The organism is Amycolatopsis sp. cmx-8-4 (genome assembly GCF_046548675.1).
Lineage (GTDB): Bacteria > Actinomycetota > Actinomycetes > Mycobacteriales > Pseudonocardiaceae > Amycolatopsis.
In genome coordinates, this window is record NZ_JAEBDZ010000016.1 from 100007 (window position 1) to 120693 (window position 20687).

At 71.9% G+C, this 20687-nt stretch carries 20 protein-coding genes; 10 read left to right on the forward strand and 10 right to left on the reverse strand.

The window, feature by feature from the left end; genetic code table 11:
• Nucleotides 1–229 precede the first annotated feature (229 nt).
• Nucleotides 230–1840 (forward strand): DEAD/DEAH box helicase, encoded by a 1611-nt coding sequence (locus ACLJQZ_RS30290; protein ID WP_410623260.1) that lies wholly within the window; start codon nucleotides 230–232, stop codon nucleotides 1838–1840.
• A 102-nt stretch (nucleotides 1841–1942) separates the two neighbouring features.
• The gene (locus ACLJQZ_RS30295; RefSeq protein WP_410623261.1) at nucleotides 1943–3118 is read left to right on the forward strand and encodes an 8-amino-7-oxononanoate synthase; all 1176 of its coding nucleotides are present in this window, start codon (nucleotides 1943–1945) and stop codon (nucleotides 3116–3118) included.
• 70 nt (nucleotides 3119–3188) lie between these two features.
• On the opposite strand, the gene ACLJQZ_RS30300 is transcribed toward ACLJQZ_RS30295, so the two are convergent.
• Both ACLJQZ_RS30300 and ACLJQZ_RS30305 read right to left on the reverse strand, forming a co-directional pair.
• Nucleotides 3189–3620: a GNAT family N-acetyltransferase gene (locus ACLJQZ_RS30300; RefSeq protein ID WP_410623262.1), complete on the reverse strand. Its 432-nt coding sequence runs from the start codon at nucleotides 3618–3620 to the stop codon at nucleotides 3189–3191.
• Nucleotides 3621–3637: 17 nt separating this feature from the next.
• Nucleotides 3638–4453, reverse strand: a complete 816-nt coding sequence (locus ACLJQZ_RS30305; RefSeq protein ID WP_410623263.1) for a S1 family peptidase — start codon at nucleotides 4451–4453, stop codon at nucleotides 3638–3640.
• A gap of 169 nt (nucleotides 4454–4622) precedes the next feature.
• On the opposite strand from ACLJQZ_RS30305, the gene ACLJQZ_RS30310 reads away from it, so the two are divergent.
• Both ACLJQZ_RS30310 and ACLJQZ_RS30315 read left to right on the forward strand, forming a co-directional pair.
• Nucleotides 4623–5495 carry a M15 family metallopeptidase gene (locus tag ACLJQZ_RS30310; protein ID WP_410623264.1) on the forward strand — a complete coding sequence of 291 codons (873 nt, stop codon included), beginning with the start codon at nucleotides 4623–4625 and terminating at the stop codon, nucleotides 5493–5495.
• A 108-nt stretch (nucleotides 5496–5603) separates the two neighbouring features.
• Entirely contained in the window at nucleotides 5604–6998 is a 1395-nt protein-coding gene (locus ACLJQZ_RS30315) for a mycothione reductase (protein ID WP_410623265.1), read from the forward strand.
• A 76-nt stretch (nucleotides 6999–7074) separates the two neighbouring features.
• On the opposite strand, the gene ACLJQZ_RS30320 is transcribed toward ACLJQZ_RS30315, so the two are convergent.
• The 3 genes from ACLJQZ_RS30320 to ACLJQZ_RS30330 all read right to left on the reverse strand — a co-directional run bounded on the left by ACLJQZ_RS30320 (nucleotide 7075) and on the right by ACLJQZ_RS30330 (nucleotide 11168).
• Nucleotides 7075–8895: a proprotein convertase P-domain-containing protein gene (locus tag ACLJQZ_RS30320; RefSeq protein ID WP_410623266.1), complete on the reverse strand. Its 1821-nt coding sequence runs from the start codon at nucleotides 8893–8895 to the stop codon at nucleotides 7075–7077.
• An 83-nt stretch (nucleotides 8896–8978) separates the two neighbouring features.
• Complete coding sequence (locus tag ACLJQZ_RS30325; protein ID WP_410623267.1) at nucleotides 8979–9887, reverse strand: XRE family transcriptional regulator; 909 nt, start codon at nucleotides 9885–9887, stop codon at nucleotides 8979–8981.
• Between the two features lie 51 nt (nucleotides 9888–9938).
• Nucleotides 9939–11168, reverse strand: coding sequence for a CynX/NimT family MFS transporter (locus tag ACLJQZ_RS30330; RefSeq protein ID WP_410623268.1), 1230 nt, complete (start codon nucleotides 11166–11168; stop codon nucleotides 9939–9941).
• A gap of 49 nt (nucleotides 11169–11217) precedes the next feature.
• Here ACLJQZ_RS30330 and ACLJQZ_RS30335 point away from each other — a divergent pair, with 49 nt between their 5' ends.
• The 5 genes from ACLJQZ_RS30335 to ACLJQZ_RS30355 all read left to right on the forward strand — a co-directional run bounded on the left by ACLJQZ_RS30335 (nucleotide 11218) and on the right by ACLJQZ_RS30355 (nucleotide 15198).
• A complete protein-coding gene (locus ACLJQZ_RS30335) occupies nucleotides 11218–11901 on the forward strand; it encodes a FadR/GntR family transcriptional regulator (RefSeq protein WP_410623269.1) in 684 nt (227 codons plus the stop codon).
• 92 nt (nucleotides 11902–11993) lie between these two features.
• Nucleotides 11994–12482: a hypothetical protein gene (locus ACLJQZ_RS30340; protein ID WP_326947230.1), complete on the forward strand. Its 489-nt coding sequence runs from the start codon at nucleotides 11994–11996 to the stop codon at nucleotides 12480–12482.
• A gap of 67 nt (nucleotides 12483–12549) precedes the next feature.
• On the forward strand, nucleotides 12550–13392 hold the full coding sequence (locus tag ACLJQZ_RS30345; protein WP_247062484.1) for a DUF4097 family beta strand repeat-containing protein: 843 nt from the start codon (nucleotides 12550–12552) through the stop codon (nucleotides 13390–13392).
• 28 nt (nucleotides 13393–13420) lie between these two features.
• Nucleotides 13421–14395, forward strand: coding sequence for an ATP-binding cassette domain-containing protein (locus ACLJQZ_RS30350; protein ID WP_410623270.1), 975 nt, complete (start codon nucleotides 13421–13423; stop codon nucleotides 14393–14395).
• Nucleotides 14395–15198, forward strand: a complete 804-nt coding sequence (locus ACLJQZ_RS30355; protein WP_247062480.1) for an ABC transporter permease — start codon at nucleotides 14395–14397, stop codon at nucleotides 15196–15198. The genes ACLJQZ_RS30350 and ACLJQZ_RS30355 overlap by 1 nt, the downstream gene beginning before the upstream one ends.
• Before the next feature lie 57 nt (nucleotides 15199–15255).
• Here ACLJQZ_RS30355 and map read toward each other — a convergent pair whose 3' ends face one another.
• From map to ACLJQZ_RS30370, 3 genes are all read right to left on the reverse strand, one after another.
• Nucleotides 15256–16113 (reverse strand): type I methionyl aminopeptidase, encoded by an 858-nt coding sequence (gene map, locus ACLJQZ_RS30360; RefSeq protein WP_410623271.1) that lies wholly within the window; start codon nucleotides 16111–16113, stop codon nucleotides 15256–15258.
• A 23-nt stretch (nucleotides 16114–16136) separates the two neighbouring features.
• The gene (locus ACLJQZ_RS30365; protein WP_410623272.1) at nucleotides 16137–17933 is read right to left on the reverse strand and encodes a penicillin-binding transpeptidase domain-containing protein; all 1797 of its coding nucleotides are present in this window, start codon (nucleotides 17931–17933) and stop codon (nucleotides 16137–16139) included.
• Between the two features lie 61 nt (nucleotides 17934–17994).
• Complete coding sequence (locus ACLJQZ_RS30370) at nucleotides 17995–18849, reverse strand: GNAT family N-acetyltransferase (protein ID WP_410623273.1); 855 nt, start codon at nucleotides 18847–18849, stop codon at nucleotides 17995–17997.
• Nucleotides 18850–18949: 100 nt separating this feature from the next.
• Here ACLJQZ_RS30370 and ACLJQZ_RS30375 point away from each other — a divergent pair, with 100 nt between their 5' ends.
• The gene (locus tag ACLJQZ_RS30375) at nucleotides 18950–19156 is read left to right on the forward strand and encodes a DUF4177 domain-containing protein (protein ID WP_247062471.1); all 207 of its coding nucleotides are present in this window, start codon (nucleotides 18950–18952) and stop codon (nucleotides 19154–19156) included.
• 307 nt (nucleotides 19157–19463) lie between these two features.
• On the opposite strand, the gene ACLJQZ_RS30380 is transcribed toward ACLJQZ_RS30375, so the two are convergent.
• Together ACLJQZ_RS30380 and ACLJQZ_RS30385 are read right to left on the reverse strand one after the other, a co-directional pair.
• Nucleotides 19464–19853, reverse strand: coding sequence for a VOC family protein (locus ACLJQZ_RS30380; protein WP_410623274.1), 390 nt, complete (start codon nucleotides 19851–19853; stop codon nucleotides 19464–19466).
• Nucleotides 19850–20656, reverse strand: coding sequence for a helix-turn-helix domain-containing protein (locus ACLJQZ_RS30385; RefSeq protein ID WP_410623275.1), 807 nt, complete (start codon nucleotides 20654–20656; stop codon nucleotides 19850–19852). The genes ACLJQZ_RS30380 and ACLJQZ_RS30385 overlap by 4 nt, the downstream gene beginning before the upstream one ends.
• Nucleotides 20657–20687 lie beyond the last annotated feature (31 nt).

Below are 20687 nucleotides of genomic sequence, written 5' to 3' on the forward strand. Positions count from 1 at the left end.
GTATGTACAGACCGCAACCGGCGGCGTGGATGAGTTGGTGTCCGTCGCCTCCAGAGCCACCGAAGGCTCGCGGTGATCCGTAATCCCAAAGCGGCTCGCAGTGTCGTGAAGCGACAAGACACAGTGCGCCGGGGTCCGTCCCTGTGAACGCCCACCGCACACCATCTTGCCCTGCCTGCGCGCGGGGAGCCCGGGCCTCCTTGTGACGAACCATGTCCGAGAGGCATTTGTGACAGTCACGTTCAACTCTGGTACCACCTCGACGTCCGCGCACGCGGACCGTCCCGACCGCCGGCCGCGTCAGCGCCCCGCCGGTGGGGACATGCTGCGCGACGACGCGGTCGAGACGGTGGCGACCAGGACTTTCGCCGAGCTGGGCCTGCCGGAGCCGCTGCTCCGCGCGCTGGCTGAGGCCGGCATCAACAGCCCCTTCCCGATCCAGTCCGCGACCATCCCGGACGCGCTGGCCGGCCGGGACGTGCTGGGCCGCGCCCAGACCGGTTCCGGCAAGACCCTCGCCTTCGGCCTGGCCATGCTGGCCCGGCTCGCCGACGGCAAGGCCCGCCCGAAGCGCCCCCGCGCGCTGATCCTGGTGCCGACCCGCGAGCTGGCCATGCAGGTGGCCGACTCGCTGACCCCGCTGGCCAGGTCGCTCGGCCTGTGGTGCCGCACCGCCGTCGGCGGCATGGCCTTCGCCCGTCAGGCCGACGCGCTCTCCCGTGGCGTCGACCTGCTGATCGCCACCCCCGGCCGGCTTTCCGACCACGTCCGGCAGGGCACCGCGAACCTCGGCGACTGCAACTTCATCGCGCTCGACGAGGCCGACCAGATGGCCGACATGGGCTTCATGCCGCAGGTTCGCGAGATCCTCGACCTGACCCCGTCCGGTGGGCAGCGGCTGCTGTTCTCCGCGACGCTCGACGGTGACGTCAACCGGCTGGTCAAGCAGTACCTGACCGACCCGGTCACGCACTCGGTCGCGCCGTCGACCGCCAGCGTCACCACCATGGACCACCACGTGCTGCAGGTCTCGCACCAGGACAAGCAGGACGTCATCACCCACATCGGTGCCCGTGAGGGCCGCACGATCATGTTCGTGCGCACCAAGCACCACGTGGACCGCCTCGCCGAGCGCCTGCGTGAGCAGGGTGTCAACGCGGCGGCGCTGCACGGTGGCAAGACCCAGGGTCAGCGCAACCGGGTGCTCGCGGACTTCAAGGAAGGCCACACCCCGGTGCTGGTCGCCACGGACGTCGCCGCGCGCGGCATCCACGTCGACGACATCTCGCTGGTGCTGCACGTCGACCCGGCGGCCGACCACAAGGACTACCTCCACCGCGCGGGCCGCACGGCGCGCGCCGGGGCGTCCGGGGTCGTCGTCACGGTGGTCACCAACGACCAGCGCCGCATGGTCAAGCGGATGACCGACCGGGCCGGCGTCCGCGCCGAGTCCACGATGGTCCGCCCGGGCGACGACGCGCTGACCCGCATCACCGGTGCCCGCGAGCCCAGCGGCGAGCCGGTCATCGAGCGTCGGCGTGAGAGCCCGCGTCGCGGTGGCGGCGGCGGTGGCTTCCGCGGCGACCGCGGCAGCTTCGGCGGTTCGAGCCGTGGCGGTTACCGCGGCGGCAGTGGCGGCGGCAGCAGCAGCAGCCACGCCGGCAGCGGTGGCGGCTACGCCGGTGACCGTGACCGCGGTGGCGACCGTGGCGGCTACAGCCAGGGCTCGCACGAAGGCCGTTCCGGCGGCTTCAGCGGCCGCGGCCGTCAGCCGCGTTCGGGCGGCGGTGGCGGCTACGGCCGGCCGAGCCGTGGCCCGCGTCGCGGCTACGACAGCTGATTTCTCCCGGAAGCCCCGGACCGGCACTCGCCGGTCCGGGGCTTCCGGCGTTTCCAGGCCCGCTTCACGGCCGCGCGAGGCCCGGGTGGGAGACTGCGGGATGTGACTACGCCGCCGACACTTCCGCCCGACCAGGTTTTCGACTGGCTCGATGTCGAGGCGGAAAAGCGTGCGGGCGCGGGTCTGGTGCGGCAGTTGCGGCCCCGCCCCGCCAAAACCGATGAGCTGGATCTGGCCGGCAACGACTACCTCGGGCTGGCCCACGACAAGCGCGTCGCCGGGGCCGCCGCGGCCGCCGCGCTGCGGTGGGGCGCGGGCTCGACCGGCTCACGGCTGGTGACCGGCTCGACCGAGCTGCACACCGAGTTGGAGATGGAGCTCGCCCGGTTCTGCGGCGTGCAGGCCGCGCTCGTGTTCTCGTCGGGCTTCACGGCCAACCTCGGCGCGGTGACGGCGTTGTCCGGCAGCGAAGCCGCGATCGTCACGGACAAGTACATCCACGCGTCCCTCATCGAGGGCTGCCGGCTGTCGCGGGCCGACATCGCCGCCGTCGCGCACGCGACGCCGTCTGCGATCAAGAACGCGCTGTCGACCCGGCGCAAGCCGCGGGCCCTGGTGGTGACCGACTCGGTGTTCTCGGTCGACGGCGACCTCGCCCCGCTCGACGAGCTGGCCGGGATCTGCCGCGAACACAGCGCCGGCCTGCTGGTCGACGACGCGCACGGCTTCGGCGTCCTGGGTGAAGGCGGCCGCGGCGCGGTCCACGCCGCCGGGCTCGCGGGCGCCCCCGACGTCGTCACGACGTTGACGCTCTCGAAGGCCCTCGGCGCGCAAGGCGGGGCCGTGCTCGGGCCGCGTCGCGTGATCAAGCACCTCATCGACACCGCGCGCAGTTTCATCTTCGACACCGCGCTCGCGCCGGCCAGCGCCGCCGCCGCGCTCGCCGCGTTGCACGCGCTGAAAGAAGAGCCCGGGCTGGCGGAGAAGGTCCAGGAGAACGCCGGGAACCTCGCGATGCAGCTGAAGGCGGCGGGCCTGAAGGCGAGCGTGCCGGACGCCGCCGTGATCTCGGTGCAGGCGCCGTCCGCGGAGACGGCCGTGGCGTGGGCCGCGGCGTGCGCCGAGCAGGGCATCCGCGTCGGGTGCTTCCGGCCGCCGTCGGTGCCGGACGGCATCTCACGGCTGCGGCTGACGGTGCGGGCCGACCTCACGGAGTCCGATGTGGACCGTGCCGTAAAGGTGATCACGGCGACCGCGCCGCGCGGTGCGACCGACTGAGGCGTACCGGAACGGTCGGTTCGCGTACCCAGACGGTCGGCTCGCGTACCTGGAGGGTCGGCTCGCGTGGTCAGGCGGGGCGGCGCATGCGGATGTGGGGGATTCCGTCGTCGTCCGTGTATTCGGGGCCTTCTGTGACGAAGCCGTAGCGCGCGTAGAAACCCTGGACGTACGTCTGGGCGTCGAGGACGTACTCGCCGGGGATCGTCAGCGCCGCGTCCATCAGGCGGGCCGCCAGGCCGGCGCCTCGGGACTGGGCCGCGGTGACGACGCGGCCGATGCGGCGGATGCCGCCCAGGTCCAGCAGGACTCGCAGGTAGGACGTAACCCCGCTGTCGTCCGAGAACCAGAGGTGGCGGGTGTCCGGCAGCAGGTCGCGGCCGTCGAGTTCCGGGTACGCGGCCTTCTGCTCCACCACGAAGACGTCCACCCGCAGGCGCAGGATGTCGTGCAGCTGGGCGGCGGTCAGCTCCGGGCCGGTCGCGTCGTGCAGGGTCGGCATACCCCTGCTTACCACGCTCAGCCGAGCAGGCGCGGGTTGGCCTGTTGCTGGATGTCGTTGACGTACGCCGAAACCCGTGTGTAGACGCCCGGCTTGCCGGCCTTGCCGCAGCCGTCGCCGAAGGACACGAGACCGATCAGGGTGTCGCCGACGACCAGCGGGCCGCCGGAGTCGCCCTGGCACGCGTCGACGCCGCCGTCGGCGTAACCCGCGCACACCATGGTCTTCGGGTCGTAGACGTCGTAGTCGGAGCTGCAGTCCTTGTCGCCGATCACCGGGACCTGGGCGCTGCGCAGGTAATCGGACCGGTCGCCGCCGTCGGCGACGCGGCCCCAGCCGAGCACCGTCGCCTGCGTGCCTTCGCGGTAGGACGCCGAATCGCCGCTGTCGGGCAGCTTCGCGGGCCGGTAGCCGAGCTGGCCGCGCACGGTCAGCACCGCGACGTCGTTGCCCGCCGTCGGGTCGCTGTACCCCTTGCTGATCCAGATCTTCGACACGCTCAGCACCTGGCCGTCACCGGTGCGCTTGTCCTCGCGCCCGGCCACCACGCGGACGTCCTGCTTCGCCACGGCTTTCGCGCAGTGCGCCGCGGTCGCGACCGCCGTGGAGCTGACGATCACCGCGCCGCAGTACTGGTTCCCGCCCGGGTCGGCGAGGTACACCGCGTACGGGTGGTCGTCGAGCGAAGCCTTGTTGCCGCCGACGATCCGGGGCTGGTTGGCGGACGCCGGGTCCGCCGAAGCCGTGTTCACCACGACCGGGACGGCGACCGCCGCGACCGCGAGGAGCGCGCCGCTCACGAGCAGCAGGGATCGGCGGGACTTCACGGACATGGGTCGTTCCCCTCTTCGAACACCAGGCAAAAGGCACTGCGCACGGCACTCACGCGACTCCACAGCGTGAACAGGTGGCCCTGAATACCCTAATCGGAGTGAGCCCGAAGCGGTGTCACTGAAACGGGTGGACTCCGCGCTCACCGACCGTTTATGTCAAGCTTGCGGAATGCGACGGACAGCGACGGCGGCGCTCGGGGCGGTCATGGCCCTCACGCTGGCCGCCTGCACGTCGGAGGTCCCCTCGGCGCCCCAGCCGGTCGCCGCGACGCCGGTCACGACGACCGTGTCCAAACCCCCCTCCCCGGTGAAACCGGCGCCGCCGAAGACGTCGAGCGCGCCTGTTGTCACCTGGCAGGTGGGTGCCCGCCCGCTCCCCCTGCGTTCCGACGGCTTCGGCGAGATCGAGCCGACGCCGCCCGAACTGGTGAATCGGGCACTTCCGACAAAAGACGTCCTTCCCCCACCGGCCGGGAACGCCTACGCCTCGACGATCAGCGCCGTGCCCGCCGCCGTCCTCGCGCGCAGCACCTGGCAGGCCGCCTGCCCGGTCAAGGCCACCGACCTGCGCTACCTCACGATGGCGTTCTGGGGGTTCGACGGCCGCGCGCACACCGGCGAGATGCTGGTGAACGCGTCCGGCGCCGCCGGGATCACGAAGGCGTTCGGGAAACTCTTCGCCGCGCACTTCCCCTTGGAGGAAATGCGCGTGACCAGCCCGGCCGAGCTGACCTTGGCGCCCACCGGCGACGGCAACTCGACCAGCGCGTTCGTCTGCCGCCCGGCACGCGGCCAGACGACCTGGTCGGCGCACGCCTACGGGCTGGCGGTGGACGTCAACCCGTTCTGCAACCCCTACACCCAGGGCGACCTGGTGCTGCCCGAGCTGGCCTCGGCCTACGTCGACCGCTCGCGGAAACGCCCCGGCATGGTCCTGGCCGGCGACGCCACCGTCCGCGCGTTCGCGGCGATCGGCTGGAGCTGGGGCGGGGCGTGGACCAGCCCGAAGGACCGGATGCACTTCACCGCGACCGGGCACTGACCGCGGGCACTGAGTACGTAATACGACGTTAAGCACACGCGGGAACACCTGCTCCACGCAGCAGGTTGGCTAGGGTGAACCGACCGGAACGAGCCCGCGGAGGATGAAGTGCCCCACTACGACCTGGTGATCGTCGGGACGGGATCGGGGAACTCGATCCTCGGCCCCGGTTTCGCCGGCAAGAAGACGGCCATCGTGGAGAAGGGCACCTTCGGCGGGACCTGCCTGAACGTCGGCTGCATCCCGACGAAGATGTTCGTCTACGCCGCCGACGTCGCCTACACGCCCGCCGAGAGCGCGAAGTACGGCGTCGACGAAGAGCTGAAGGGCGTGCGCTGGCGCGACATCCGCGACCGCATTTTCGGGCGGATCGACCCGATCGCCGCGGGCGGCGCGGAATACCGCCGCAGCCACGAGGACAACAAGAACGTCGACGTCTACGAGGGCACCGGGCGCTTCACCGGGACCAAGGAACTGCGCGTCAGCTTCCCCGACGGGCGTCCGGACGAGGTGCTGACCGCGGACAGGTTCGTGCTCGCGGCGGGTGGCCGTCCGGTGATCCCGGACATCCCCGGCATCGAGGACACCGGCTACTACACCTCCGACACGGTGATGCGGCTCGACGAGCTGCCCGAGCGCATCGTCATCCTCGGCGGCGGGTACATCGCGGCCGAGTTCGCGCACGTCTTCGCCTCCTTCGGCGTGCGGGTCACGCTGGTCAACCGGTCCGCGCGGCTGCTGCGCTCGGAGGACGAGGACGTCAGCGCCCGCTTCACCGAGCTGGCGTCGGAACGCTTCGACGTCCGCCTGGAACGCAAGACCGTGCGGGCGCGCAAGACGGCCGACGGCGTCGCACTGGACCTCGAAGGGCCGCAGGGCGCCGAAACCGTCGAGGCCGACCTGCTGCTCGTCGCGACCGGCCGCAAGCCGAACTCCGACCTGCTCGACGTCGCCGCCACCGGAGTGACCACAATGGACAGTGGGCACGTCGTGGTCGACGACTACCAGGAGACCGCCGTCGAGGGCATCTACGCGCTCGGCGACCTCTCCTCGCCGCACGAGCTGAAGCACGTCGCGAACCACGAAGCCCGGGTGGTGCAGCACAACCTGCTGCACCCGGACGAGCGGATCGAGGCCGACCACCGGTTCGTGCCGCACGCCGTGTTCACCCACCCGCAGATCGCGTCCGTCGGGCTCACCGAGCAGAAGGCGCGCGAGCAGGGCGTGTCCTACGTGGTCTCGAAGCAGGACTACGCCGGGATCGCCTACGGCTGGGCGATGGAGGACACCACCGGCTTCGCGAAGCTGCTCGCCGACCCCGCCACCGGGCAGCTGCTCGGCGCGCACATCATCGGGCCGCAGGCGTCGAGCGTCATCCAGCCGCTGATCCAGGCGATGAGCTTCGGCCTGGACGCACACGCGACGGCGCGCGGGCAGTACTGGATCCACCCGGCCATGCCGGAGCTGATCGAGAACGCCCTGCTCAACCTGCCCCTGGACTGAGCCGAAAGCCGTGAGGGGCACCTTCAGGGCTTACAAGTCCCTGAAGGTGCCCCTCACGGCGTTCACCGGATGATGTTCACAGGGTGATCGACCAGGTGTCGAGGGTCCCGGTGTCGCCGGGGCCGTAGTCGGTCACGCGCAGCTGCCAGCGACCAGCGGCCGGGGTGGCAGAGGCGGGCACGGTGAACGTCCGGGCGCCGCTCCACGGCGTGCAGGTGCTGCCGCCGCTGTACTTGAGCGCGTACGCCTTGCCCTTCGGGTCCAGCAGCGTGATGCCGAGGTCTTCGGCGCACGTGTGGCGGATGGTCAGCGAGACGCCGATCGAGGCGGCCGCGCTGCCGGTCAGCGTCGAGCTGATCGGGCTGAGCACCTGCTGGTAGTCACGGATCGCGTAGTCGGTGTCGTTGGTCAGCGTGCGGGAGCCGCCGCCACCCGCTTGGGTCCGCGCGCTGACGGCCGCGCTGGCCGCCGAAGCGTTCCCGGCGGCGTCCTTCGCCTTGACCGTGAACGAATACGCCGTGTCCGGGTTGAGCCCGGAGACCGTGGCGCTGGTGCCCGCGACGCTCGTGGCCAGCGTGGAGCCGTTGTAGACGTCGTAACCGGTGACGCCGGTGTTGTCCGTCGACGCGTCCCAGGCGAGCGAGACGCTGTTCGACGTGGTGCCGGTGGACCGCGGGTTGCCGGGCGCGCTCGGCGCCGTCGTGTCGCCGGTGCCGCCGCTGGTGACGAGCGTGAGCTGCCACTTGTTCAGCGCCTCGATCACCGGCTGGAACAGCGACATATCGCCGTCGCTCGGGTTCTGGACGCACTGCGACGGGCCGCCGTCGTGCAGGCCGGTGGCCTTGCTGCCGAGCAGCCAGCCGCCGCCGGAGTCGCCGCCGAGCGAACACGCCGTCGTCCAGGTCAGGTCGCCGATGATGAGGCCGTTGCCGTAGTCGGCGGACTTGTGCGTGTACTTCACTTCGCCGCACTGCCAGTGCGAAGTGTTGCCGGAGTGGCAGACGCTGTCGCCGACCATGGCCTCGGCCGCGCCGGAGAGCGTCACCGCCGGCTGGCCCCAGGTGTTGACCGACGCCGAGAGGTTCCAGCCCGCCTCCGTCACCGCGACGAGGCCCATGTCGCCTTCCTGGCCGTTGACGCTGTGCGTGCCGCCGACGTTCGACGTGCCCACCTTGTTCTGCTGGCCCGAAGCGCCGTAGGCGGCCTGGTTGCTGTCGTTCGTGCAGTGGCCCGCGGTCAGGAAGTGCTTGGCACCGCTGGAATCCGTGACCGGGAAGCCGACCGAGCAGTTCGATTCGCTGCCCGGCCACCACGGGTTACCGGTCTGGATCGTGCCCGACTGCTGCTTCGGCGACGTCGTCGTCTCGGTGATCCGGACGCCGAGTTCCTTGACGCTGGAAAGGAAACTCTCCGTCGCGGCCGTCTTCTTCGTCCGGTCGACGGAGACGCCGACCTCGTTGCCACGGACGTCGACGCCCCAGCCGTAGACGCCGGGTACGCCCTGGCCGACCAGTGTGCGGACGGCCGCGTCGGTGCGGTCCAGTTCGGCCTGGCTGCGGGCCACGACCTGCGCCGCGGCCCCGGTGGCGCGGACCTGACCCGCGGCGGCCGGCGTGGTGACGGCGACGGTCAGCTTTCCGGCGGCCGCGTCGAACCACTCCCCCGCCGACTGCTGCCGGACGGCGGCGGGCAGCGCGGCGGCCAGGCGGTGGGCGTCGTCCTGGGCGGCGAGGCGGCCCCGGGCCTGGTCCGCCGGCAGGCCGAACGCGGCCGCGACGCCGTCGACCTCGGCCTGCGGATGGGCCGGAGGTGCCGGTGGCGCGGCTTGAGCGGGCTGGAAGCCCAGTCCCAATGCGGCGAGCGCGGCGACACCCGCGACGGAAACCAGTCTGCGCATGAGGTTCTCCTCGGATCGGGATTCGGTTCGCCGACGGTAGTTCCCGGGGAACACCGAATTGAAGATCCGCAGGGCCTTAACAGTTAACTGGCGTCCCATTCCCAATCGAAACCGTAACGGCCGGGCCCGAAATTGAGCGCGACGCCGTGAACCGCACCGGATTCCGGGACGACGTCGGCGTATTCGGCCGGCTGGCCGTCGTGTTCCACGATCCGCCGGCACACCGCGGGTACCGCCGCCGGGTCGAAGCGGATTTCGAGCACGTATTCGCGGACCGGCAGCCGGAACTTCCGTTCATAGTTCGTCGCCAGGGGATGCGGCGCCCGATTCACGAGCGTGTGCTCGGTGATCACCGTTTCGCCGCGGACGAGCGGCCGGCCGAAGAGCAGTTCGACGACGAGCAGGCCGTCCTCCGGCTTGTGCACGCTGCGCCCGGCCTGGCAGCCGCGCAGGGAACGCACCTCCGGCAGTGGCCGGTCGTGCTCGTCCAGGTGCAGGATGACCACCCAGCGGTCCGGGCCGTCCGCCTCGGCGCGCAGCACCTGCCGCGAATGGAACGCCAGCTCCTCGCGATCCGGGCCGACCGTCACGACGTCGTGCTGGCTGATCCGGGTCAGCCGCTCGTCCCATCGGGTGTCCACATCGGACACCGCGGCGTCGATGCGCCCGCCGTCGGGCCAAAACCGGCCCATCTCGGCGGCCGTGGAGCGGCGTGACCGCGGCGAGCCGAGCAGCGCGACGAGCGACCCCGGCGGCACGTCGAGGACGACTTCGAGCTGCCGCACCCCGCGCACCGAGTCCCGCCGCTGCGGCCGGCTGCGGCCGGACTGCCAGTAGCTCAACGTCGCCGTCGTGACCGAGACGCCGCGGGCGTGCAGGTGTTCGCGCAGGCGATCGAGGCTCAGGCCGCGGGCACGGATCGCCGCGCGCAGGGCCGCGTCGAACGGGCCGGTGCGCAGCAACGTCCCGAGGGCCGGCGACGGAACCGCCATCGAACGATCTTAGGCCGCCGAACGGCCGCGAACGGTATTAACAGTTAAGAATCAGACGAACCGGTGGCGTCCCGCGAGAGCGCCGAAGCCCATCTGGACCACGAGCAGGCCGAGCAGCATCGCCAGCGGCACCGTCCAGCCACCCGCGAGGTCGTGCAGCAGGCCGAACAGGAACGGGCCGAGCGCGGCGAACAGGTAGCCGAAGCCCTGGGCCATCCCGGACAGCCGGGCGGTGTCGGCGCCGGTCTTCGCACGCAGCGCGATCACGGTCAGGGCCAGCGAGAAGACGCTCATCCCGAGGCCGATCAGCAGGCTCCACAGCAGCGGCGACCACGCCGGGGCGAGCATCAGCCCGGCCGTCCCGGCCAGGCCGAACACGCCGAACGTCACGATCCACGCACCTTGGCCGCGCTGCCGGGCGGCCATCGGCGCCACGACCAGGCTGATCGGCACGGCGATCAGCGAGACCAGGCCGAAGAGCAGGCCCGCGTCGGCGCGCGACACGCCGGCGTCCATCAGCACCTGCGGGAACCAGCCCATCGCCGCATAGGCGTAGAAGGCCTGCAGGCCGAAGAAGGCCGTGACGATCCAGGCCAGCCGGTTGCGCAGCAGCGAGCGGCCGCCCTCGGCGGCGTCGGTGTGCCGCGGTGCCCGGCCGGTGCCGCGGGCTGCGAGAATCCACGCGGCGAGCGCGACGACGGCCACCATCGCCCAGCTGCCCAGCGCCGGGCGCCAGCCGCCGAAGGCGTCGCCCAGCTGCGGGGTCACGGCCGACCCGAGCGCGCCGCCGCCCTGCAGAGCGGCGGTGTAGACGCCGGTCATCAGGCCGATCCGAGCCGGGAAGGAGCCCTTGATGACCACCGGGATGAGCACGTTGATCAGGGCGATCCCGGCGGTCGCGACGAGCGTCCCGCCGAGCACGACGTACGGGCCGTCGAGCACGCGCAGCATGAGGCCGGCGGCGATCGCGGTCAGCGCGACCGCGATGGCGGCGCCGATCCCGGCGCGGCGGGCCAGCAGCGGCGCGGCGAGCCCGGCGCCGGCGAAGCAGAGGGTCGGCAATGTCGTCAGCACGCCCGCCCAGAGCACGGACGCGCCCAGGCCGGCGCGCATTTCGGCGAGCATCGGGCCGACCCCGGTGATGGCCGGGCGCAGGTTGAGCGCCGTGAGCACCACGGCGACCGCGAGCAGCGCGCCACCGGCGACCACGCCGGGCGTGCGCGTCTCGATCGCGCCGTCCAGCTCGGGTTCGAGTGCTGATTCACGGGATTCGACGGGCATACGAGCTACTATCGCATACGTAGGATGATTGGATGAAGGGATAATTCCTGTGCCTCTGGCCACCACCCGGCGGACAGGCTTGGTCGACCAGGTCATCGAGCAGCTGCGGACCGCCGTCACGCAGGGCGAATGGCCGATCGGCGAGCGCATCCCCACCGAGGTCGAGCTGGGCGACCAGCTCGGCGTCGGCCGCAACACCATCCGCGAGGCCGTGCGCGCCCTCGCGCACACCGGCATCTTCGAGGTCCGCCAGGGCGACGGCACCTACGTGCGCGCGACCAGCGAGGTCTCCGGCGCGATCCGCCGGCTCTGCGGTGACGAGCTGCGCGAGGTGCTGCAGGTCCGGCGCACCCTCGAGGTCGAGGGCGCCCGGCTCGCCGCGGCCGAGCGGACCGACGAGGACGTCGCGGAGCTGCGCGCGCTGCTGGCCCGCCGCGAGGTCGAGCTGAACGAAGGGCGCTGGCAGGACTTCGCGCGCACCGACGCCGAGTTCCACTGCACCGTCGTCCGCAGCGGCCACAACCGGCTGCTCACCGAGCTGTACCGCGGGCTGACCGAGGTCATCACGGCGAGCGTCGCGGCGACTTCCAGCATCACGCCGGGTGCCGGTCACGTGCCCGAGATCGGCCACGAAGGCCTCGCGGACGCCATCGCCGAGCGCGACGCGGACCGGGCCGCCGCCGAGGCCTGCGGCTTCCTGGACGAGCTGCTGGAGCGCATCGAACCGGCCTGAGCTGGGCTTTTCCTCATTCTGGCACCACTCGTGACCCCTAAGGGTGCCAATTCAGGGTTGTCGTGGTGCCACGATGGCGCCATAGTTGTGCCATGGACCTGACGCCCTTCGTAGACGAACTCCGGCGGGAGCTCGCGGTCGCCGCCGAGTCGGCGGGCGAGGAAGCCGTCGCCCTCGCCGAGCGGCTCACCGCGCCGCTCGAATCGGCGATCCGCCTGACCCTGCTCGACGCCCTGTCGGCCGCGGCCGACGAGATCACCCGCGACCTCGCACCCGGCTCCGTCGAAGTCCGCCTTCGCCGCCGGGACGCCGAATTCGCCGTCTCGCTGCCCACCGCACCCGAGCCGGCGCCCCAGCAGACCCCGCCACCACCGTCCGAGCCGGACGACGGCACCGTCTCCCGGATCAACCTGCGCCTGCCCGAGCAGCTCAAGCAGCGCGTCGAGGAGGCGGCGAACCGGGACCGGCTCTCCACCAACGCCTGGCTGGTCCGGGCCGCGAACGCCGCGCTCGGTTCCGGGAGCGCCCAGCCCCGGCAGCGGTCGGTCTACGGCGACAAGTACACCGGCTGGGTTCAGTAACCCTTCTTCTTCCTTCACGGCTCCGACCTGCGGAGACGCCACCCGAACCGCCCAGGAGGGCACAGCCATGCCTGTTTTCGCCACCCCCGAGCCGATCACCGCCACGATCGACGTCAGCGTCGCCGACGTCCGGATCGTCGCCGGTGAGCGCACCGAGACCACCGTCGAGGTCGAGCCGGCCGACCCGTCCGACAACGACGACATCAAGGCCGCCGGCCGCACCCGCGTCGAGTTCACCGACGGCGTGCTGCTGGTCAAGGGCCCGAAGTACACCACCAAGCTGTTCGGCAAGGGCGGCGCGCTGCACGTCACGGTCGAGCTGCCGGCCGGGTCCCGCGTCCGGGCCGTCTCCGCCATGGGCGACTACCACGTGTCCGGCCGCGTCGGCGACAGCCGCGTCAAGACGTCCGTGGGCAACATCCACGTCGACGAGGCCTCCCGGATCGAGGCGAACACCGCGACCGGCGACATCTTCGTCGGCCGCGCCACCGGGCACGCCGAGCTCGGCACCGGCACCGGCGAGCTGCGGATCCGCGAGATCGACGGCACGGCCGAGCTGAAGAACTCCAACGGCGAGACCCGCGTCGGCGAAGTCACCGGCGACCTGCGCGTCTCCACCGCCAACGGCGACATCCTCGTCGACCTCGCCCACGCCGGGGTACACGCGAAGACCGCCGCCGGCGACGTCCGGATCGGCGAGGTCATCCGCGACGCCGTCGTGCTCGACACCGCGGTCGGCGAGATCGAGGTCGGCATCCGCGAGGGCAGCGCCGCGTGGCTCGAGCTCAGTTCCTTGACCGGAGCCGTGCGCAACTCGCTCGCCGCGTCCGACGGGCCCAGCGGGACCGCCGAGACGGTCCAGATCAAGGCCCGCAGCTACACCGGCGACATCGTCATCCGCCGGGCCTGAACTTTCGTTGATACAGAAGGGGAATCCGATGCCAGACGCCATCGTGGCCGAAGGACTCGTCAAGAAGTACGGCGGCGTGACCGCGCTCGACGGTATGTCGCTGCGGGTGCCGGAAGGCACCGTGCTCGGGGTGCTGGGGCCGAACGGCGCCGGGAAGACCACCACCGTCCAGATCCTCACCACGTTGCAGAAGCCGGACGCCGGATATGCGACCGTCGCCGGGTTCGACGTCGTGCGGGACGCGCACGCGCTGCGGTCGCACATCGGCGCGTCCGGGCAGTACGCCGCCGTCGACCTGGAGCTGACCGGGGCGGAGAACCTCGAGATGGTCGGGCGGCTCTACCACCTCGGCACCAAGCGGGCCAAGGCCCGCGGCCGTGAGCTGCTGGCCCGGTTCGACCTCGAAGCCGCCGCCGACCGGCCGGTGAAGGGCTACTCGGGTGGTATGCGGCGCCGGCTCGACCTGGCCGGCGCGCTCGTGGCCAACCCGCCGGTGCTGTTCCTCGACGAGCCCACGACCGGGCTCGACCCGCGGGCCCGCACGGACCTGTGGGACGTCATCACCGAGCTGGTCTCGGGCGGCACGACGCTGCTGCTCACCACGCAGTACCTCGAGGAGGCCGACCGGCTCGCCGACAGCATCGCCGTCGTCGACCACGGCCGCGTGATCGCCCGCGGCACCTCCGACGAGCTCAAGGACCTCGTCGGCGGCGAGCGGATCGAGCTGACCGTCGGCACCCACGACGACGTCGCCCGCGCGCGGGCGACGCTGGCCGGGCTGGGCGGCGGCGAGCCGCAGGCCGACGGGTTCCGGCTCACCGTGCCCGTGACCCACGGCGCGAAAGCGCTTACCGAAGCGCTGGCCCTGCTCTCCGCCGACGGCGTCGACGTCCGCGACGTCGGCCTCCGCCGCCCCACCCTCGACGACGTTTTCCTCACCCTCACCGGTCACGACGTGTCCGACACAGCCGAGACCGCCGAACCCGCGAAGGAGGCCGTGTGATGAACGCGGTGCAACTGGCCGTGACCGACGGCGTCACCGTCGCCAAGCGGAACTCGATCAAGATCGTCCGGTCGCTGGACCTGCTCGGGTCCATCGTGTTCCTGCCGGTGATGTTCGTGCTGCTCTTCGGCTACGTGTTCGGCAGCGTGATCGACATCCCCGGCCTGTCCTACCGCGAGTTCATGCTGCCGGGGATCTTCACCCTCGCGGTGGCCATGGGCAGCATCGTCACCGGCTACGGGCTGACCGACGACCTCCAGAAGGGCATCATCGACCGGTTCCGCTCGCTGCCGATGTCCCCCGCCGCGGTGCTGATCGGGCGGACCACCGCCGACCTGATCCTCAACGTGACGAGCCTGCTGATCATGGGCCTGGTCGGGCTGCTGGTCGGCTGGCGGATCCACACCGGCGTCTTCGAGGCACTGGGCGGCGTGCTCCTGCTGCTCGCCTTCGCCTACGCGCTGTCGTGGGTGATGGGGACGATCGGGCTGGCCGTGCGCAAACCGGAGGTGTTCAACAACGTCTCGAGCATCGCGATCTTCCCGCTGACGTTCCTGGCCAACACGTTCGTCGACAGCGGCCGGCTGCCGACCCCGCTGCGGGTGATCGCCGACTGGAACCCGATCTCGGCGATCACGCAGGCGTCGCGGGACCTGTTCGGCAACACGAGCCCGGCCCTGCCCCCGCACGACGTCTGGCCGATGCAGCACGCGGTGCTGGCGTCGGTGCTGTGGATCGTGGTGCTGCTGGCGGTCTTCGTGCCGCTTTCGGTGCGCTGCTACCAGAAGGCCACGAGCCACTGACCCCACCCCTCGTGAGTGTTTAGGGCGGTTCTAACCGCCCTAAACACTCACGAGGGGCTACGGCAGGGTCAGGATCTCGGCGCCGTCGGCCGTCACCACGAGGGTGTGCTCGAACTGGGCCGTCCACTTCCGGTCCTTCGTGGTGACGGTCCAGTCGTCCGGCCAGATGTCGTAGTCGATGGTGCCCAGGGTGATCATCGGCTCGATCGTGAAGGTCATGCCCTCCTCGATCACCGTCTCCACCGTGGGCTCCTCGTAGTGCAGCACGGTCGGCGCGGTGTGGAACGACGGGCCGACGCCGTGGCCGGTGAAGTCGCGGACCACGCCGTAGCCGAAGCGCTTGGCGTAGGCCTCGATGACGCGGCCGATCACGTTGAGCCGGCGGCCCGGGCGGACCGCCTTGATCGAGCGCAGCGTCGCCTCGCGGGTGCGCTCCACCAGCAGGCGGACCTCCTCGGAGACGTCACCCGCCAGGAACGTCGCGTTCGTGTCGCCGTGCACGCCGCCGATGAACGCGGTGACGTCGATGTTGCAGATGTCGCCGTCCTCGAGCACCGTCGAGTCCGGGATGCCGTGGCAGATGACCTCGTTGAGCGAGGTGCAGCACGACTTCGGGAAGCCGCGGTAGCCCAGCGTCGAGGGGTAGGCGTGGTGGTCGAGCAGGTACTCGTGGACCACCTTGTCGATGTCGTCGGTGGTCGCGCCCGGCTTGACGGCCTTGCCGCCCTCCTCCAGCGCCTGCGCCGCGATCCGGCTCGCGATCCGCATCGCCTCGATCACCTCGGGCGTGCGCACGCCGTTGCCGGTGTCCCGCTTCGGTGCCGGCTTGTCCACGTATTCGGGACGGGCGATGGAAGCGGGGACGTCACGGCGCGGCGTCTGGACGCCGGGAACCAGGGGGGCACGAACGGACATGCCTCCACCTTACGACGGCCGCGTCAGCCGATCGCCGCCAGGAACCGGTGTGCCGCCTGAACCGCCGGTTTGGAGGACCCCGCCTCGGTCAGCAGCACCGCGAACGCCAGGTCGCCGCGGTAGCCGACGAACCAGCCGTGGGAGCGGGAGCCGTCGCCGAACTGGGCGGTGCCGGTCTTGCCCGCGACGTCGGGGATGTCCCGCAGGCCGGTCGCCGTCCCCGACGTGACGACCTCGCGCATCATCCCGCGCAGCGCGTCGAGGACGTCGTCCGACGGCGCGTCGCCGACGTTCCGGGTGGTCGCCGGGCGTCCCTTCACCAGCGACGGCGTCGGCACCTTCCCGGCCTGCACGGTCGCCGCGACCAGGGCCATGCCGAACGGGCTGGTCACCACCGTCCCCTGCCCGAAGCCGTTCTCCGCGCGCTGGACGGCGGAGTCGGTGGCCGGGACCGCGCCGGTGACCGTGGTCAGGCCCGGGACGACGAAGTCGGCGCCGATGCCGAACGACTTCGCCGTGTCGGTCAGCGCCGACCCCGGGAGCCCGGCCGCGAGCCGGGCGAAGGTGGTGTTGCAGGACTTCGCGAACGCCGTCTTCAACGAGACCCGGCCCAGGTCGAAGCGGCCTTCGTTCGGCACCACGCGGTTCTCGATCGTCGTGGTGCCGGGGCAGTCGACCGGGCTGCCGGTTTCGACGTCGCCGTCCGCCAGCGCGGCCGAGGCGGTGATGATCTTGAACGTCGAGCCCGGCGGGTAGCGCCCGGACAGCGCCAGCGAGCCTTCGGCGTCGGCCGCCTCGTTCTGCGCCACGGCCAGGATGTCCCCGCTCGACGGCTGGATCGCCACCAGCGCGGCCGGGTACTCGGCCGGTGCGAGGGCCTTCTCGGCGGCGTCCTGGATCCGCGCGCTGAGCGTGCTGGTGATCGCCGGCCCGGGTTTCGGCGGCTCGGCCTGCAGCTCGGACACCTCGCCGCCGGTGACGTCCTGGGTGACGATCCGCCAGCCCGCCGCCCCGGCCAGCTCCTGCTCGACCAGCGCGCGGATGGCCGGCAGCACCTGCGCCCCGGACCCGCGCGTCACCGGCAGCAGCCGTTCCTGGCTGGCGAACCGGACGCCGGGCAGGTCGTAGATCACCGGCTTGACGCGCTGGTAGTCGCCGGCGCGCAGGGTGATCACCGGGAACGTGGCGCCGGGCTTGGTCTTGCCCATCCCGTCCAGCAGCGAGCGGCCGGTCACCGACGGCTCGTACCGGTGCAGCGCGGCGGCGAGCGACTTGGCCACCGCGCCCGCGTCGCCGGTCTTCGCCGGGTCGACGACCACGCCGATCACGGTCTGCGGGCGCATCAGCGGCACGCCGTCGCGGTCGAGGACCGGCGCCGTCTCCGGCAGCTGCGGCAGCACGCCGAGGGTCTGGCCGACCGCGAGCTGCGGGTGCACGACCGTCGGCTGCCAGTGCACCTGCCAGCCGTTCTCGGCCGCGCGCAGCTGGGCGTCGGCGCGGTAGGACCAGGTGCGCCCGTGCGGGAGGTGCCAGGTGAGCCGGTAGCCGGCCGTGACGGTGTCGCCGTCCGCCGGCTCCTTCACCTCTTCGTCCTCGACGTCCAGGGACTCCGGGTCGAGGGCCCCGCGGACCTGCGTCAGCACGGTCTTCGCCGCGTCCGGCGAGTCGGTGTCCGCCGCCGCGGCGGCGACGTCTCCGGTGGCGACGGCGTCGAGGAACGCGGAGAGGGCGTCCTCGGGGCCGTCACCCGAACAGCCCGCCGCGGTCGAGGCGGCGAGCAGCAGCACCGCGAGCACGGCACCGCTTCGACGTGCACTCATGGCGGGATGATGCCCTGGTCAGGGCGGTGCGGCGGGGCCGAAACGCCGCCACGGAAGAGTGCTAGAACAGCACCGTCGCGTACTGGCCGACCTGCTGGAAGCCGACCTTGCGGTAGGCCGCGAGGGCGGGTTTGTTGTAGCCGTTGACGTAGAGGCTCGCGGTGCGGCCGAGGCCGCGGACGAGCCGGTTCACCACGGCGGCCGTGCCCGCGGTGCCGAGGCCGTCACCACGGCGTTCCGGGTGCACCCAGACGCCCTGGATCTGGCCGACGGACGCCGACATCGCGCCGATCTCGGCCTTGAACACGACCTCGCCGTGCTCGAACCGGGCGAACGCGCGCCCGGCGCCGATCAGCTCGGTGACGCGGGCGCGGTAGCTGGCGCCGCCGTCGCCGCTGCGCGGGTCGACGCCGACCTCTTCGATGAACATCGCGACGGCCGCGGGCAGGTAACGCTCGAGCTCGTCCGGGCGGACCGCGCGGACTCCCGGGTCGGCTTTGATGAGCGGCACTGTGTCGAGCGCCATCAGCGGCTGGTCGTCACGGACTTCGCGGGCCGGGCCCCACTCGTCGGCCAGCTCGTCCCACAGGCCGAGGACCTGCTCGGCCGGGCCGACCAGCGACGAGCACGTCCGCTGCCGGCGCAGCGCACGGTCGGCGAAGGAGCGCAACGCGGGCGCGTTGCCGCGCAGGGGGATCAGGTTGGGACCGGAGAAGCACAGCCCTTGGAGCCGCCCGGCGCGCACCGGGCGGTTGTCGGCGGCCCAGAGCTCACCACCGAGCCGCCAGGGATCGAGGCCCGCGGCCTCCACCCTGGCACTGACCATGCAGCTGCCCACCGGGTCGGCGGCGAGCGCCCCACGGACCGCCGGATAGTCCCGATCATCGAGCAGCCGTGCACCTGCAAGCCGCAACACAGAGACCAGGGTGCCAGATGAACAGCCGAAACGGAACGCGAGCCTCTCGACACGCTCAGATGAACAGCCGGTGTCCGGCGAACCGGGCAGAATCGCAGTCATGCAGCGCTACGCGTACAAGGTCGTCGAGGTCCGCGAGAAGCTCCTGGGCGGCAAGATGTCCGGGGACAAGCTCGAGAAGCTGCTCAACGACCACGCCGGGGACGGGTGGCAGCTCAAGGCCATCACGTCGGCCGAGGTCAAGGGCCGGGTCGGCCCGGGCGGGGTCGAAGGCCTGCTGGTCACCTTCGAACGCCCCGTCCAGTAGCGGCGAGACACAACGGCGGCCCGGCCACGGCAAGCGTCCGGCACGCCGTGTTGGCCGTTCCGGTCACCGTGTTGGCCCCTGCGGTCGCCGTGTTGGCCGTTCCGGTCACCGTGTTGGCCCCTGCGGTCGCCGTGTTGGCCCGTCCGGTCGCCGTGGTGGGCCGTTCGCGAACGAACCAGCGCCCTCCACCGGCCAACACAGTGACCGGAACGGCCAACACGCTGACCGGAACGGCCAACACGGGCATTGGCGGCCACGACCTGACCGCACGCAGCGGCGTGCCGCTGCGTGCGGTGGCGTGGAGCCGTCACGCGCCGCGGTAGGTGCCGAACGTCCAGGCGTTGCCCTCCGGGTCGCGCAGGCTGAACGTGTGCGAGCCGTAGTCCGTGTCCGTCAGCTCGGCGGTGATCTCGGCGCCGGCGGCCTTCGCCTTCGCGTGGACGTCGTCCACGTGGTCCGAGACGACGTAGACCGCGCCGGTGCCGGGCTTCATGGCGTCGTGGACGCCGTCGGGCGGCCGGACGCTGCCCAGCATCACGGCGCCGCCCTCGGGCCGGCGCAGCTCGGCGTGGGCGACGAGGTCGCCGTCGGGCACCACCAGCGTCTCGGTGAAGCCCAGGACGTCGACGAGGAAGCGGACCGCGGCCGGGGCGTCGTCGTAACGCAGGGCCGGCCAGACGTTCGGTGCGGGAGTCATGCCGGTGAGTCTTGCCCGGCGGCGACCTCCCCGTCTTGGAGGAACGGGAGCTCCTCGGCGATCCACGTACCCGGGGTGCACCCGGCCAGCGCCCGCCACTCGTTGCTCAGGTGCGCCTGGTCGTAGAAGCCGCATTCGACGGCGAGCGCGGCCAGGTCGGAGTGGCCACCACGCAACAGCCGGCCGGCCCGCTCGAACCGCAGCACGCGCGCCGCCTGCTTCGGCGCCAGCCCCAGCTCCGCCCGGAAGCGCTCGCCCAGGTGCCGCCGGCTCCAGCCGACCTCGCCGGCGAGGTCCGCGACGCGCACCCGGCCGTCGGCGCCGCGCATCCGGCGCCACGCCTCCCCCAGCTCGGGCGGCGGCCGGCGCGGGTCCACCGCCCGCGCCGCCAGGACGTCGTCGAGCAGCGCGAACCGCTCGGGCCACGTCGGCCGCTCCCGCAGCCGCTCCGGAAGGTCGCCGAGGCCGAACTCGGCCAGGTCCACGACGGCACCGCTCAGCTCGGCCGCCGTCACGCCGAGCAGGGTGCGCACGCCCAGCGGGTCGAGCTCGAGCTGGAGGCCCTCCTGCGTGCGGTCCTGCTCGATCAGCACCGCGCTCGTGTGCAGCCCGCCGACCAGGGCCTGCAGCCGGTGCCCGGCCATCCGGACGGGCCCGGCCAGGCTGATGACGAGCGTCACGTACCGGGACGGCAGGCCGCGGTGCACGGCCAGCGTCACGTCGTCCTGCGCGTACCCGATGTAGCGCGTGACCAGGGGCCGCACCACCGGGTGCGGCTCGCCGACGGCCCAGCCCACGCTCACGAATGCCAGCGTAAACGTCACCACCGACAGT